The sequence below is a fragment of the Salinibacter sp. genome (genome assembly GCF_042218895.1).
In the GTDB taxonomy this organism is placed as follows: domain Bacteria; phylum Bacteroidota; class Rhodothermia; order Rhodothermales; family Salinibacteraceae; genus Salinibacter.
Genome location: NZ_JBDGQQ010000161.1, coordinates 22,436 through 37,075, shown reverse-complemented (window position 1 = coordinate 37,075; position 14,640 = coordinate 22,436). Strand labels below are relative to the sequence as shown.

Sequence of the window (14,640 nt, the reverse complement as noted above, 5' to 3'; positions counted from 1 at the left end):
ACCGACAGCTTCGAGTACGAGGCCACCGACGACAGCAGCGCGGCCGACCAGGCTACCGTGACCATCACCGTGGAGTCGGACAACATTCCGCCGGAGGTCATCACTCCCTTCCCGGACGACTCGGTGACAGTGAGCAGTCCCTCGATACAGCTGGTAAATCTTGAGTCGGTGTTTCGTGATCCCGACGGGGATTCGCTCTCCATAACGGCAAGTTCGGGGAACCCATCAGTTCTATCGGCCGAGGACCAGGGGCAGGAGATCTCTCTCATCCCAAGCACTACCGGTACGACGACAGTAACGCTCACGGCCAGCGACGGGCCAGCGGAGACGTCCACCGACTTCTCGATAACGGTTACCCCGAGTGACGACAGCGAGGACCCGTCGAGCCGGGCGTTGGCGGTGGTCAACACGGCAGGAAGCACTACGAAGACCGTCTTCGGGGACACCGACGTGACAGTCAACTTCTCTGACGTCAGCGGGTCCGGCGGAGTGGACGTCTCGCGGTTCGATAGTGCCCCCGACGGCACCGACGGCATCGACGAAAGCAACGTGAGTGACTATCGACTCGTCATCGAGGCTAAGGAGAGCACCGACAAGGCCTTCAAATTCGGTTCTAGCACTGAGATCCGGCTTCCAGTTAGCGACTTTGGGGGCATCTCCGATCCGACCCAGGTGACTGTGTACAAGCGGCCGACGCCGGGCCGCGGCACATTCTCGTCGGTTCCTACCACCGTCGATGAGAGTGGCACTCCGGGAGATTCCTCCGACGACATCCTTGTCGCGGAAACAAGCTCGTTCAGCGAGTTTGCACTGGCGTCCAACACAGAGCCGCTCCCGGTCGAGCTTACTGAATTTACGGCCCGCCGCGACGGGAAAACGGTTCGGCTGCGGTGGCGCACGGCCAGTGAGACGAACAATGCGGGATTCGAGGTGCAGCACAAGCAGCCAGACGCGATCGGCTACACCGAGGCGGGCTTCGTTGAGAGCAGGGCCGCAGGAGGGACCACGTCGAAGCCGCAGGAGTACCGCTTCGAGATTACGGACATCGTGCCCGGAACGCACCAGTTCCGCCTCCGCCAGGTCGATACCGACGGGACCGAGCATCTCTCAAAGGCCGTCTCTGTCACCGTTCGGATGGAGGAGGCCCTGCGATTGACCCCCCCGGCGCCGAACCCGGTTCAGTCGAGGGTCCGGCTCCGCGTCGGAGCGCGGGAGGGTGGAGAGGCGACGGTGTCCCTTTACAACGTGCTCGGCCAACGAGTTGGGACCCTGTACGAGGGAACGCTGGCGCCGGGCAAGATGCACACGATACGGGTCGGAACGAGCGTCCTCTCGCGGCTGTCGAGCGGGACCTACTTCGTGCGGTTGAAGGCCGCGGATGGCATGAAGACGCGCCGGATTACCCTCCTCCGGTAGCGCCCTGCGGTGCCGCCCCGAACTTTGGCCGCCGAGGGACCTTTCGGGACGCGGGCCGGTCTCTGGCGGATCTACGCTTCAGGGCGGAAGGTCTTTCCGGACGGGAACTCGTCGTCGGGCGGGACCTCCGAGGAGGAGTCCGTTTCTTCGCCGCCGAGGTCGCGGTGCCGGAGGTCTCGCCCCTCCACCATGAAGACGACCCCCTGAGCGATGTTCTTGGCATGGTCGGAAATGCGCTCCAGGGCCTTGCTCACCGTGAGGAGGTGGGCGATGACCTCGGACTGCTCGTGCCCCTCCTCGCACATGCCCACCAGCGTCTCGAAGGTCTCCTCGTGCAGGCGGTTCACCTGCAGGTCCCGCGCAACCACCTTGCGGGCCTTCAGGCGGTCGTTCTCCAGGAACGAAATCTCGGCCTCCCGGAGCATGGTGCGCGACATGTCGGCCATCTTCGGAAGGCGCGTTTGATTGAGCAGGCCGGGGGCGTTGGCGAGGTGGCGAGCGTTGCGGGAAAGATTACGGCAGTGATCACCGATCCGCTCGAAGTCGGTGTTGATTTTCACTGCCATGATGAGCGTGCGCAGATCGACCGCAACGGGGGAGTGCAGCGCCAGGATGCGCTCACACTGCTCATCGATTCGGAGCTCGAGCGCGTCGATGGCATCGTCGCCGGCCACCACTTGCTCCGCGAGGTCGGTGTCGCCCTGCAGAAGAGCGTTCATCGCGTCGGCAAATTGCTCATCGACACGGTTGGCCATGTCGGCGATGAGGCCGCGCAGGGAGGCGAGTTCCTGGTCGAGAGATGAACGGTTCTGCATGGCCTCGGAGGCATTAGGGAAGCGCTGAAGAGAAAGCGGGCTCGGGCGCCCGGCGGGAGGCAACAGCGAACAGTCGAGGCTCAGCCGAAGCGACCTGTTACGTAGGCCTGCGTACGCTCCTTCTCGGGGCGGGTGAACAGCTGGTCGGTCGGGTTCATCTCGACGAGCTCCCCCATGTAAAGGAACGCGGTCTCGTCGCTGATGCGCGAGGCCTGCTGCATGTTGTGGGTGACGATCACGATCGTGTAGTCCTTCTTGAGTTCGGTGATCGTCTCTTCAACCTTCGACGTGGCGATGGGGTCGAGGGAGCTCGCCGGCTCGTCCATGAGCACCACGTCGGGGTGCACGGCGAGGGTACGGGCGATGCAGAGGCGCTGCTGCTGTCCCCCACTCAGGTCGTAGGCGCTCGTGTGTAGGCGGTCCTTCACCTCGTCCCACAGGGCTGCCTGGCGCAGCGACCGCTCCACGAGAGCGTCGATGTCGCCGGTGTAGCCGTTAATTTCAGCCCCCCAAGCTACGTTCTTGTAGATTGTTTTCGGGAACGGATTTGGCTTCTGAAACACCATCCCGACGCGCCGCCGCACCATGACCGGGTCGGTGTCCTCCGCGTAGATGTCCTGCCCATCGACGAGAACGGTGCCCTCGAGCGTCGTGCCCTGAATGAGCTCATTCATCCGGTTCAGGCACCGGAGCACGGTCGACTTGCCACTGCCGGAGGGGCCAATGAGGGCCGTCACCTGGTTCGCCTTCACCTCCATCGAGATGTCCTTCAGAGTGTGGTTCTCCCCGTACCAGAAGTCCAGGTTGCGAATCTTAATTTTCGGCTGCATGCCCGACGAGGCCGAGTCCGACGGCGCTTCCTGGGGGTCCTCATCGTGGCGTCCACCAGGCTGCCCGTCGGGCGTCGTCTCGTCGGTGGAGGCCGGCGAGGGGGGCGCATCGGTGGACTCGTCGGTAGGCATGGCGGGCACGGTCGGTCGTATAGACAGCGAGAGAGTGCGTCTTCGGAATTTACGGGCCAGGGCGGCGTCCCTCAAAGTAGTCGCGCAGTAGAATGGCCGTCAGGTTCATCGTGAACAGAAGAACCATCAGCACTACGATGGCCGCCGCCGCGAGGCCCACGAACTCGTCCTGGGGGCGGCGGGCCCAGTCAAAGATCTGAATCGGCAGGGCCGTGAACTGATCCATCGCGCTTCGGGGAACGAACGGGACAAACGTGAGGGCTCCCACCAGGATGAGGGGAGCCGTCTCCCCAATGGCTCGGCTGAGCGCGAGAATTACGCCCGTGAAGATGCCCGGGGCGGCCATCGGCAGTACGTGACTACGGATGACCTGCCAGCGGGTCGCCCCGAGGGCGTAGGCGCTCTCGCGGAGGCCACTCGGAATGCCCCGAAGCGCCTCCTGCGAACTGATGATGATGATGGGGAGGATGAGGAGGCTCAGCGTGAGGGCGCCGGACAGGAGACTGTTTCCCAGCGCGGCAAAGCGCACGAACAGGGCAAGGCCCAAGATGCCGTACACCACCGACGGCACGCCGGCCAGGTTCGCAATGTTGATTTGAATGAGGCGCAGAAACCATCCCTTCTCTGCGTACTCCTCCAGGTACAGGGCCGAGGCCACGCCGAGGGGCACAGAAATGAGCGCCGTAAGCCCCATCAGCCACAGCGTCCCGAAAAGGGCCGATCTGATGCCGGCCTCTTCCGGAAAACGGGACGGGAGGTTCCCGAGGAACTGCCCGTCGAGCCAGGGGACTGCCGTCAGCACCACGTCCACGAGGAGGGTGGCCAGCACGATGATCCCGAAGATCGTGGCCAGGAACAGTATCCCAACCAGGATCATGCCGATGCGCTCGCGGCGCTGGCGGCGCAACTGGAATGTGCCGTTCGGAGAGGAATCCATAGTTTACTGGATTGAAGATTGGAAGATTGACGATTGGGAGATTCGAGATTCATGGAGCACATCGTCACTGCCAATACTCAATCTTCGAATGTTCCAACCTTCAACCATCTAGTATTGCTCCTGGTAGCGTCGCGTAATGCGGTTGGCGAGGATGTTCAGGGAGAGGGTGATGAGGAAGAGCACGAGCCCCACGGCAAAGAGGCTGTTGTACTCGATTGTGCCCTGGGGGGTGTCGCCCTTGCTTACCTGCACGATGAAGGCCGTCATGGTCTGAATCGACTCTCTCGGGTCGAGCGTCATCTTTGGCGTCGCGCCTGCCGCCAGCGTCACAATCATCGTCTCCCCGATGGCGCGGCTCACTGCCAGGATGAAGCTCGCCATGATGCCGCTGAAGGCCGCCGGTACGTTTACGCGGAGAACAGATTCGAGCTTCGTGGCCCCGAGGGCACGGGCCGCCTGCCCGAGACTATCGGGCACTGCCTGGAGAGCATCTTCGCTCAGGGAGGCCACCATCGGGATAATCATGATGCCGACGACGATCCCGGCACTGAGCGCGTTGTACACGCCCAGGCCCGGAATGAACGACTGCAGCAGTGGAGTGACGAAGGTGAGCGCGAAGTACCCGTAGACGACTGTCGGCACGCCCGCCAGCAATTCCAGGGCGGGCTTCAGGGTCTTCCGAAGCAGGGAGGGCGCGTACTCGGAGACAAAAATGGCACTTGCGAGCCCAATCGGGAGCGCCACTACGGCCGAGATTACCGTCACGAGTACCGTTCCGCTCAGCAGGGCCCAAATGCCGAAGTGCTTCTCGGAGAACTGCGGCGTCCACCGGGTGTCCCCGAAAAACTCGCCCAGGGACACCGACTGGAAGAACGGGATCGACTCGACGACGAGCACGGCCGCAATGCCGAGCGTTGTAAGCACGCTGATGAGGGCGCACGCTCCGAGCGCGTACTTGACGGCCTTTTCCTTCGGACTGTCGTATACCTGCTTCCGGAGGTCCTCGGTCGGGCGCGACGAGGTCTCGGTGTCCGCGCCGGGTGACGTCGTTACGGCAGGGGGCTCCGTGCTCATAAGAAGTCGTGCAGGCGAAATCGGTAAGTGCAGAAGGGCCGTACGCTACTGTGCCGTCGTGTCGGCCGAGGCTGTGTCCTCCATCGCGCTGCGAAGCATCTTCTCGACCCGAGTCCCGGTGGCATCTATCCCTTCCGCCCCAAAGACTGTGCCGGTGGTCCGGTTGCGGAAGCGCTGCAGGGCTAGCTCGTAGGCATCCTCCGGCATGCCCACGTAGCCGACATCGGGGGCCAGCTTGTCTGCATTCTCAAGATAGAACTTGACGAAGGACTCGACCGCGGGTGTGATTTTCGCGGCGTTCACGTAAATGAAGAGGGGCCGCGACAGGGGGCGGTAGCTGCCGTTCTTTACAGTCTTGGCACTTGGGGCTACGCAGGACGCCCCGCTGTTTCGCTGGTCGGGATCGATGGAAAGGGCCTTGAGCTCCTTCGCGTTGTTTTCGTAGTAGGCAAGCCCGAAGTATCCGAGCGCCGTCTCCGTCCCCTTAATGCCCTGCACGAGCACGTTGTCATCCTCACTTGCCGTGAAGTCGGAGCGACTGGCCTCCGCCTTCCCAACGATTGCCTCCGTGAAATAGTCGTAGGTCCCGCTGGCGGTGCCGGGCCCGTACAGCTCGATTGGACGATCCGGGAAGGCATCCCGAATTTGGTTCCAGCGCTGGATTGGGCTGTTGGGCGCCCAGATCTCCTCCAACTCCCCGGCGGTCAAGCAGTTGGCCCAGTCGTTCTTGGGATGGACGACCACGGCGATGCCGTCGTACGCCACCGGAAGCTCGATGAACTCGATGCCGTTCTTCTCCGCCTTCTTGATTTCGGCGGGCGAGATGGGACGGGAGGCATTGTTGATCGCCGTTTCACCGCGCAGGAATTTGGCGAACCCCCCTCCGGTACCGCTCACGCCGATGTTGACCCGAGTTCCCGAGTTGGCGTTCATGAACTCCCCAGCGACGGCCTCCGTCAGGGGAAACACAGTACTGGACCCGTCTACGCTCACCGATTCTCTGCTGGACGAGCCCCCACACCCGACGAGCGTGAATGCCAGCAACAGCACGCAGGCTGCGCTGGATAATCGGACTCGCGGCGAACACGGCAGGGTACCGCTCTGCGACGAGACATCGAAGGGGAGGATCATGAGAGAACAGATGCCTGTGATGTGACAAATTGACTATGCTGAATCATAACGCTTATCCAGAACAAGAGAAACCTCGTTCTTTCCGGGAGGGCGGGGATGTGTCACTCTTTCATTCGGTAGCCGACGCCCTTGACGGTCTCGATGTACTCGCTCCCAATCTTCTCTCGGATCTTGCGAATGTGCACGTCAACAGTCCGGTCGACGACATACACATCTCGGCCCCACACCTCATCCAAGATTTCCTGACGGGAAAACACCTTGCCGGGGTGGGAGGCCAGAAAGTAAAGCAGCTCAAACTCCTTGCGCGGAAGGCGCATCTCGGTCTCCTCCCCGTTGTCGTTCTGGTAGACCAGATACCGGTCGCGGTCCACGCGTAGGTTGTGCACCTCAATCTGGTCGGGCGGGTCCTCGTAGCGCCGGGCGCTGCGGAGCAGAGCCTTCGTCTGGCTCACGATCACCGAGACGGACACAGGCTTGCCGAGGTAGATGTCGGCCCCCACGTCGAGGCCTTCCACCTTGTCATCCTCCTCGGTCCGGGCCGTGAGCATCATGATGGGGATGGTGCGGAGGTGCGCGTCTTTGCGCAATTTCTCGCACACTTCGATGCCGTCCATCTTCGGCATCATGATGTCGAGGATGATGAGGGCAGGCTCATGTGCCCGGGCCTTTTCGATCGCCTCTACCCCGTCTCGGGCAAGTAGGACCTCAAACCCCTCCTGCTCAAGGTTGTATTCGAGGAGGCTGAGTAGGTCCTCCTCGTCGTCGACGACGAGAACCGTCGGGCCTGTTCCAAGCGTCTGTTCTTCCACGGCACACAGGTCCATTGGCTGAAAAGCACGTAACAGTGTCCCTACCTTCGGCAATACCGGCTGTTGTTAGAAAACTATTATCATTGCTTGGCTTGGGCGCGTTGGCTCAATTTTCGTGACGACTTTGTCGGCCAATACGGGCCCTGCGCCCGTCAATCGAGACCATTGCGGCTGGTCGGGAAGCAGTCCTTGTTCTTTCCGCTGTCAGTCCCCTTTTTCTTAGTGTTCGAAGCCTTGAGGGGAGAGAGGATCGGGTGCCGGGAACCTTGCTCCTGGAGCGAAGAGTTCGGTCTCCAGGTGTTCGATCGTTCCACCGCAGAACCACCGTCTTTCCAGTCGGCTCGGCAGCGATGTGCTTAACGAGGCTCATACGTTTGCTCATCGGCGGAGCCGTCGGGCTCCTGTTCGGCCTCGGGGTTGGCTGCTCCTCAGACCCCCCGCCGGGATCGACCGCCGCTCCTCCGGACTCGGCAGGTCCTGCGCGCGCGGCCTCCACCGTCTCGATCCCGGACTCGGCTCGCTACCTCGGCGATAAGGCCTGCGCCTCCTGCCACCCCGACGTCACATCCTCCTACCGGAAGACCGGCCACGGCCAGTCGATTTCCACCTTTGATCCAGGCACGGCACCGGAGCGCTTCTCCGGAAACACCGTGGTGCAGCACGAAAAGTCCGGCCTGTCCTATGAGGCGTTCGTCCGGAACGACACGCTCTACCAGCGCGAGTTCCGACGGGGGCCCAACGGAAAGATTGTCCACGAGCGGGTCCACAAGGCGGCCTACGTGATCGGGTCCGGCAACGCCACCCGCTCCTACCTGATGGAAGTAAACGGCTACCTCACGGAGATGCCGCTCACCTGGTACGCCGATCAAGAAAAGTGGGACATGAGTCCGGGGTACGAGGGGGCCAACGACCGGTTTAGCCGGAAGATCAACCTCCAGTGCATGAGCTGCCACGCCGGTCGGCCGGAACGCTCCCCGTTTACCCAGAACCACTACCCCAAGGCCCCCACCAACATTACCTGCGAGCGCTGCCACGGCCCCGGAGAGACGCACGTGCAGCGCCAACGCAAGGCCAAGAAGGAAAAGACGACTAAGGCGAACGACCTTGCGATCGTAGATCCCACCTCGCTGCCGCGCGCGGAAGAGTTGTCGGTTTGTCAGCAGTGCCATCTCGCGGGCATTACCGTCTTCGAGCCCGGCGAGACCCCGACGAGCTTCCGCCCGGGCGAGCCCCTGAGCACGAACCGAACGGTCTACGTGCCCGAGAAGCAGCTGGAGGATCCGGACTGGGTGGGCATCGACTCGCATCCGATCCGGCTGGCCCGGAGCGCCTGCTTCGAGAACAGCAACATGACGTGCTCCACCTGCCACGAGCCTCACCAGCCAGCCGCCACGACCACGACGAAAGAGTACAACAGTACCTGTCGGTCGTGCCATGGGGGGGAGCGCTCGGCCCAGCCGGTCTGCTCGCGGCCCAACGTGTCGCGCGACAAGGCCATGACCGGCAACTGTGTCAGCTGCCACATGCAGAAGGGAGGTACGAGCGACGTGCCCCACGTCACCTTTACCGACCACTGGATTCGAAAGCGTCCCGGTCCCCCGCGTGATCCCTCCGCCGGACGGCCCTCCTTCGACACCACCGGGGCGCTCCAGCTCGCGGCGCTGCGCCGCATGGAGGCCCTCGACGGTACGAGTCCGCCTCCCGACCGGGCCGACGCGAAGGCGACCGTCGCGTACTTTCGCTTCTACGAGACCATGCATCGGCATCCGGAATACATCCGTCGGGCCATCGACCACGGACGGGAGGGCCGGGTTCGGGAGGGGGCTGCCGACGGGCGCATTGCCCTGGCACGGGCGTTGTCCGAAGCCGACTCGATCGCGGCGGCCGCCCGCGTGATGCAGCGGGCCGTCCAGGCCGCCCCCGAAAATGCGTGGGCCCACTACTGGCGCGGGGCGATGGCGGAAGCCCGCGGCCGCACCCAAACCGCCATTCAGTCCTACCGGTCGGCCGTACAGCGCCAGCCGAAGATGCTGGAGGCCCAGGTCAAGCTTGCGGGGGCACTTTTCCGAAGCCAGCGCCTCGACGCCGCTCAAAAGCGGCTCGAGACGATCGTGGAGCGCAATCCGGTCTACTCCGCCCAGTCGTGGTTCAATCTGGGCGTGGTTCGGCTCAAGAACAAACAGACGGCGGCGGCCCGGAAGGCCTTCGCCGAGGCCGTTCGACTCGACCCCGATCTCGTGCAGGGGCACATGCAGCTCGGACGCCTCGCCTCCCAGGCCAACCGATACGAAGCGGCCGCCCGCCACTTTCGTCGGGCCATTGCGGTCGACTCGACCCACGCGGAAGCGTACGGGAGTCTCGGGATCGTGTACCTGCGGATGAACCGGCCGAATCGGGCCCGCCGCATGTTTGAGACGGTGTTGGAGCTCGACCCCGACAACCGGGCGGCCCGGCGGATTTTGAAGCGGCTCCGCCAGTAGACAGGGACGCCGCAGAATCTCCCCACGGCAGACCTCGGGAACTCCTCCAGAAATCCATCTGGGACGGCGCACGGAGCAGAATCCATTCATTTTGCGGTTCGTGAGGAGGGAACGATCCCTTTTCGAATCGACGGGTCTCGCCGCTGGTGCCTCTCTCGCTCACGAGTCCCCACGACCGCGACATTCTGGACCTGGCCGTGCCTGCCCTAGCCGGGCTTGCCGCCGGGCCGCTCGTCTCGCTGGTCGACACGGCGTTCGTGGGGCAGCTGGGCTCCGTTCCGCTCGGGGCTCTGGGCGTGAACACGTCGATCTTTTCGATGACGTTCGTCATCTTCAACTTTCTCGCGTACGGCACCACGCCGCGGGTGGGAAAGGCCGTGGGGAACGACGACCGGGAGGAGGCGGGCCGGGTGGTGATGCGGGCGCTGACCCTGGCGGTAGGGACGGGCGTCCTGGCCCTGATTACCCTTCAGGCTCTGGCCCGGCCCGTCCTCATCCTTATGGGGGCGAGCGAAGAGCTCATGGGCCCGGCGCTGGCCTACCTGCGCATCCGCGCGCTGGCCGGACCGGCGGTGCTCCTCATTACAGCCAGTCACGGAGCGTTTCGGGGCTACCAGGACACCCGCACGCCGATGGTCGTGACGCTCGGCTTCAACGTCATCAACGGCGGGCTCGACCCCCTTCTCATCTTCGTCTTCGACTGGGGCCTAGCGGGGGCCGCGGCCGCGACGGCCATCGGGCAGTGGGTGGGGGCGCTCACGTTTCTGTACCTGCTCCTGAAGGCGCGGCGGGCGGAGCTCGGGATCGAGCTTCGATGGCCGGACCCCTACACGCTGGTGCCGTTCCTGAAGGTGGGACGGGATCTGTTCCTGCGCACCGCCTCGCTCGTGGGCACCATGACGCTGGCGACAGCGATGGCGGCCCGCGTGGGGGTGACGGCGGTGGCCGCCCACCAGGTGGCGGCCCAGCTCTGGACCTTTCTCGCCCTACTGGTGGACGCGCTGGCCGTGGCGGCGCAGGCACTCGTGTCGAAGCACCTCGGCGCCGATGATTCCAGAACGGCCCGGATCGTGTCCAATCGGCTACTGCAGTGGGGACTGGCCGTCGGGATCGTACTCGGCCTTGGCTTCTTCGCCCTTCGACCGGTGCTCCCTGGCTTCTTCACGGACGACCCCGACACCATCGCGGCGCTTCGGGAGGTGTATCTGTTCGTCGTTCTGCTCCAGCCGCTCAACGGGCTCGTCTTCGTGGGAGACGGCATCTACATGGGCGCCGAGGCGTTCTCCTACCTCGCGAAGGCAATGGTCGGGACCGCCGCGGCGGCGGCCGTCGTGCTGCTGTTGGTGACCCCGATGGGGTGGGGCCTGCCTGGGGTATGGTGGGGGATCACCACGCTCATGCTCGGCCGTCTTTTTACGCTGGGCACACCGTACGCGCGAAAGCAGCTCTTTCAACCAGAAGGGGCGCTCGCGTCGCCAGGCGAGGCGGCCTCTGACCACTGAACTGTCGCTGGCATGGAAACGGGCCGTCCCATCGAGCAACGTCTTATGACCGTACGGAGCTCAGAAGGGGTCGCCCCACTCGAAGTCATCGGCGGCCGTCCATGTGTCATCGGCTGAGCCGGTACTGCCCTTCTGCCCTCCTTCGTCGTCCCGTGCACCGTCCCCCTGTGCACCATCGACGCGATACTCGGTGGCGGACTCGATACGGTCGAGGACAGCGTCTCGAGCGTCCGGCACGCGGTCTTTGGCGTCTTTCAGCACCGCGAGGGGCCAGTCGTTGCGGCCGTCCGTCCCATCGTCGCGGCCCATCGCGGCGTTGACGCGGCGGTGGAGCATGCGGAGGACGACCTCGATGTTGCTCTCTTCCTCGCCGGTGCCCACGGTGCCGACGAGGTCGTCGCCCTCGGGGATGTTGAGACGGTGCAGCACGGTGCCCGCGGCGCGGCGGACGGCGTGGTTCAGGATCTTGCGGTAGGCGTGCCGCTCGCGGGCGGGACGGTTGGGCGGCGGGGGGAGGTCTTCGTCGCCCAGCGGCTGGTTGCGCTCCACGATCTCCTGCTTGATGGCGTCGGCGTCGGGCACGTCGAGGCCCTTCTCTTCGAGGGCGTCGAGCGCCTCCTCCACGTCGTCGAGGTGCTCTCGGGTCTCTTCGGCCTCGGCCCCCTCCACCGGCAGATACGTGTCCACGTCGAAGCCCTCAATCTCCTCGCTCGTCACCTCCGCCGGGTCGCTTTCGCTGCGACCCTGCGACGATTCTGTGGCTGACTCCTGGGCGGCCTCCTCGTCGTGGGCCTGCGCCCAGGCGTCCAGGTCGGCGAGCACCTGCGCCTCCTCCGTCTCGTGCTTGAAGTACTGCCAGTGCCCCTCCTGATTGAGCCCGGCGTGGGCGACGACGTGCGCGAGGTTATCCGTCTCGGTGCCGTCAGGGAGGGCGCGGAGGGCCCGGCCCACAAACTGCGTGTAGGGGGCGACCGAGCGGAACGGGCGGAAGAGGGCGGCGATGGAGATGTTTTTGTTGTCGTAGCCCTCGCCCAGGATGCCGACGTGGACCATGGCGTCGAGATCGCCGTGGTCGTAGGCACGGAGACGGTCCTCGCGCTCCTCGGTGGTCATGCCGCGGCTCGCCACAAACGACGCGTCGACGCCGCGGCTCCGGTAGAGGGCCGCCACCTGCTCGGCGTGGCGGATGGAGCAGGCGGCGGCCAGGATCTGGTGCCGCTCCGTGCCGCGCCGGTGTTTGGCCTGCAGCAGCTGCACGCTGCGGTCCACAATCGTCTCGTTGCAGACGTCCGACAGCGCCACGCCCCGCGAGAACCACGTCTCCTCGCGCAGGTCCATGATCTCCTCACGGCTGAACGACCGCTCCTCCCCCTCCACGGTGAAGGTCATCTCGGACGCCACCGCGTCGACCCGCACGATATTCTTGACGTAGCCCGCGTTGATCGCGTCGGCCAGGCGGTAGCGATAGACGGGCTCGGCGCGGATGGGCTGCTCATCGCTGCGGAAGGGGGTGGCCGTCAGGTAGAGCTTCTTTGCGTCGGGAAACGCCTGGTTGATGTTCTGCCACGAGTCGGCGGGGGCGTGGTGGGCCTCGTCCACGACAACCATGTCGAAGAAGTCCGACGGGAAGAGCGGCAGCCAGCCCTGCACCTGCTGCACGTTGGTCACGACCACGTCCGCCCGGCGGCAATCCTCCTCGTTCACGCGGCCCCGCTCCAGCGCCACCACACGGGGCAGGCGAGTGTCCGACGGCAGCACGTCGCAGAAGTGGTAGAAGTTGTCGGTGCCGCTGAAGGTGCCCTCCGCAAGCCCGTCCTTGATCGTGAGGTTGGGCGCCACCACCAGTACGCGTCCTTTCGCAATGCCGAACGGCGCGCAGGCGATGAGTCCGGATTTGCCACAGCCGGTGGGAAGGACGACGATGGCGGGGAGCTGCGTGGCGTCCTGTTCGTCGAAATAGTCCTGAAGTGCGACGTATCCTTCTTCCTGGGGCGTGCGGAGCTGGTCGTTGCCCACGATGCGAGCATCCGTGTTCTGAAAGTAGCGCTGGGTGTCCCTACGCTGCTCCTCGTAGCGCTCTCGCAGTTGCTCGGTACGCTCGGTCGATCCGGCCCCCTTCGCCTGATTGCACTCGTGGCAGAGCGGATCGAGGTTGAAAACGGCGTGCTCGCCCCCGTCACTGAACGCCTCCCGGTGATCGAGGTGCTTCTCCAAAGCCTTGCCGTCGATCGTGCGTCCGCATTCCACGCACGTCTGCCCGTCGAAATACTCGACGCGGCGGCGGACAGCCTCGGGGATGTGGCGGGGCATTTTTGTTGAGGGTTGAGCGTTGAGGGGAAAGCGTTCGTGAGGAGCCTTCCATCGGCCGGATGCTGCTGATTGCTTCATACATGCGGCCGCAGTGAACGTGCCGCGAAGGGTTCCCTGGGCGTTTCGGCGAGGCGGCACTTTCGGGTCCGGTCACCGTTTGCACCGCACAATCGTCCGTCCAATTACATGCAGGGCCGCTATGCCCTCCGACGTCACAGAAGCCGACGTACAGGAACTGACCGATCACCTCTCCGACTATCTTGAGCGCGTTGAAGAGGGCGAAACCATCCTTCTCACCCGCGAGGGCAAGCCGTTCGGTCGTCTTGGTCCAGTCCGTGCAGAGGAAGCGCGCCAGGAGGACGACGTGTCGACCCGAGAAAAAATGAAGGCCCTCGAGGAAAAGGGCGTCCTTTCGTGGAGTGGGAAGAAACCTCCTGCGAGAGAGCCTGTGGCGAAGGTGAAAGGAGAGAAGACCGTGGCGCAATTGCTCCTGGAGGATCGTCGGTAGAGTCATATGCTTCTATATCTCGATGCCAGCGCCCTCGTCAAACGACACCTCGATGAAAAAGGAACGGTGCAGGTGAGAGAGATATTCGAGGCCGCAACGGTCGTGGGAACCTCCGTTTTGAGTCGTGCGGAATCAGAAGCCGCCTTCGCAAAAGCTGTTCGCACCGGTGCCGTAACCGAGAGCGAGGGCCGTTCTGCGCTCCGGGATTTTCGGCATGACTGGCCCGATTTTGCGATCGTGTCTGCGCCCGAACCCCTCGTCATTCGTGCCGGTGTCCTCGCGTTCGAACACGACCTGCGGGGCTACGATGCGGTGCAGTTGGCCTCGGCGCTCACGTGGGCCGAGGAACTGGCGGAGATGGTGACGTTTGCGACGTTCGACCGCCAACTCTGGGGCGCGGCCACTGAGCACTCCCCATTGACCCCGTTTCCCGACGACCTCCCGGCGCTGCTGGAGGAGTGGGCGTAGTTCTCGACTCATCGAATCGGTCGCTCAGGGGGGCAGGTCGGCCCCTCTCCCCCATACTCGTCACTCGGGGCGAGCCGGAGCATGAAGTCGGCCACGTCGACCCGCGGCATGCTGGCTCCGAGGCCTATCTTTGTGAACCTGGAGTTGACATGGAGTCCATGTTTGCGGATGTTATAGATAAGCAATAAGGAGATGAGTAAATCTGTAGCCCGAAGCTCTTTCAGCCCA

12 protein-coding genes are annotated in these 14,640 nt (G+C 64.0%); 5 read left to right on the top strand and 7 right to left on the bottom strand.

Annotation, left to right across the window (positions count from 1 at the left end; genetic code table 11):
• On the top strand, positions 1-1,416 hold a 1,416-nt coding region (locus ABEL04_RS13405; protein WP_375802899.1), incomplete at its 5' end, for a T9SS type A sorting domain-containing protein.
• A 71-nt stretch (positions 1,417-1,487) separates the two neighbouring features.
• Here the strand turns inward: ABEL04_RS13405 and phoU are convergent.
• The 6 genes from phoU to ABEL04_RS13375 form a co-directional block, all read right to left on the bottom strand.
• Positions 1,488-2,231, bottom strand: a complete 744-nt coding sequence (gene phoU / locus ABEL04_RS13400) for a phosphate signaling complex protein PhoU (RefSeq protein ID WP_375802898.1) — start codon at positions 2,229-2,231, stop codon at positions 1,488-1,490.
• Between the two features lie 80 nt (positions 2,232-2,311).
• Positions 2,312-3,061 carry a phosphate ABC transporter ATP-binding protein PstB gene (gene pstB, locus ABEL04_RS13395; protein ID WP_375802900.1) on the bottom strand — a complete coding sequence of 250 codons (750 nt, stop codon included), beginning with the start codon at positions 3,059-3,061 and terminating at the stop codon, positions 2,312-2,314.
• A 181-nt stretch (positions 3,062-3,242) separates the two neighbouring features.
• Positions 3,243-4,130: a phosphate ABC transporter permease PstA gene (pstA, locus tag ABEL04_RS13390; protein ID WP_375802897.1), complete on the bottom strand. Its 888-nt coding sequence runs from the start codon at positions 4,128-4,130 to the stop codon at positions 3,243-3,245.
• A 108-nt stretch (positions 4,131-4,238) separates the two neighbouring features.
• Positions 4,239-5,204: a phosphate ABC transporter permease subunit PstC gene (gene pstC, locus ABEL04_RS13385; protein ID WP_375802896.1), complete on the bottom strand. Its 966-nt coding sequence runs from the start codon at positions 5,202-5,204 to the stop codon at positions 4,239-4,241.
• Positions 5,205-5,249: 45 nt separating this feature from the next.
• Complete coding sequence (locus ABEL04_RS13380) at positions 5,250-6,254, bottom strand: PstS family phosphate ABC transporter substrate-binding protein (protein ID WP_375802895.1); 1,005 nt, start codon at positions 6,252-6,254, stop codon at positions 5,250-5,252.
• Between the two features lie 182 nt (positions 6,255-6,436).
• The gene (locus ABEL04_RS13375; RefSeq protein WP_375802894.1) at positions 6,437-7,159 is read right to left on the bottom strand and encodes a response regulator transcription factor; all 723 of its coding nucleotides are present in this window, start codon (positions 7,157-7,159) and stop codon (positions 6,437-6,439) included.
• 359 nt (positions 7,160-7,518) lie between these two features.
• On the opposite strand from ABEL04_RS13375, the gene ABEL04_RS13370 reads away from it, so the two are divergent.
• Complete coding sequence (locus ABEL04_RS13370) at positions 7,519-9,624, top strand: tetratricopeptide repeat protein (RefSeq protein WP_375802893.1); 2,106 nt, start codon at positions 7,519-7,521, stop codon at positions 9,622-9,624.
• A gap of 146 nt (positions 9,625-9,770) precedes the next feature.
• Positions 9,771-11,126: an MATE family efflux transporter gene (locus tag ABEL04_RS13365; RefSeq protein WP_375802892.1), complete on the top strand. Its 1,356-nt coding sequence runs from the start codon at positions 9,771-9,773 to the stop codon at positions 11,124-11,126.
• A 60-nt stretch (positions 11,127-11,186) separates the two neighbouring features.
• Here the strand turns inward: ABEL04_RS13365 and ABEL04_RS13360 are convergent, their stop codons facing one another.
• Positions 11,187-13,436: a DEAD/DEAH box helicase family protein gene (locus ABEL04_RS13360; RefSeq protein ID WP_375802891.1), complete on the bottom strand. Its 2,250-nt coding sequence runs from the start codon at positions 13,434-13,436 to the stop codon at positions 11,187-11,189.
• Positions 13,437-13,635: 199 nt separating this feature from the next.
• On the opposite strand from ABEL04_RS13360, the gene ABEL04_RS13355 reads away from it, so the two are divergent.
• Together ABEL04_RS13355 and ABEL04_RS13350 are read left to right on the top strand one after the other, a co-directional pair.
• Positions 13,636-13,944, top strand: coding sequence for a type II toxin-antitoxin system Phd/YefM family antitoxin (locus tag ABEL04_RS13355; protein WP_375802890.1), 309 nt, complete (start codon positions 13,636-13,638; stop codon positions 13,942-13,944).
• Between the two features lie 6 nt (positions 13,945-13,950).
• On the top strand, positions 13,951-14,412 hold the full coding sequence (locus ABEL04_RS13350) for a type II toxin-antitoxin system VapC family toxin (RefSeq protein ID WP_375802889.1): 462 nt from the start codon (positions 13,951-13,953) through the stop codon (positions 14,410-14,412).
• Positions 14,413-14,640 lie beyond the last annotated feature (228 nt).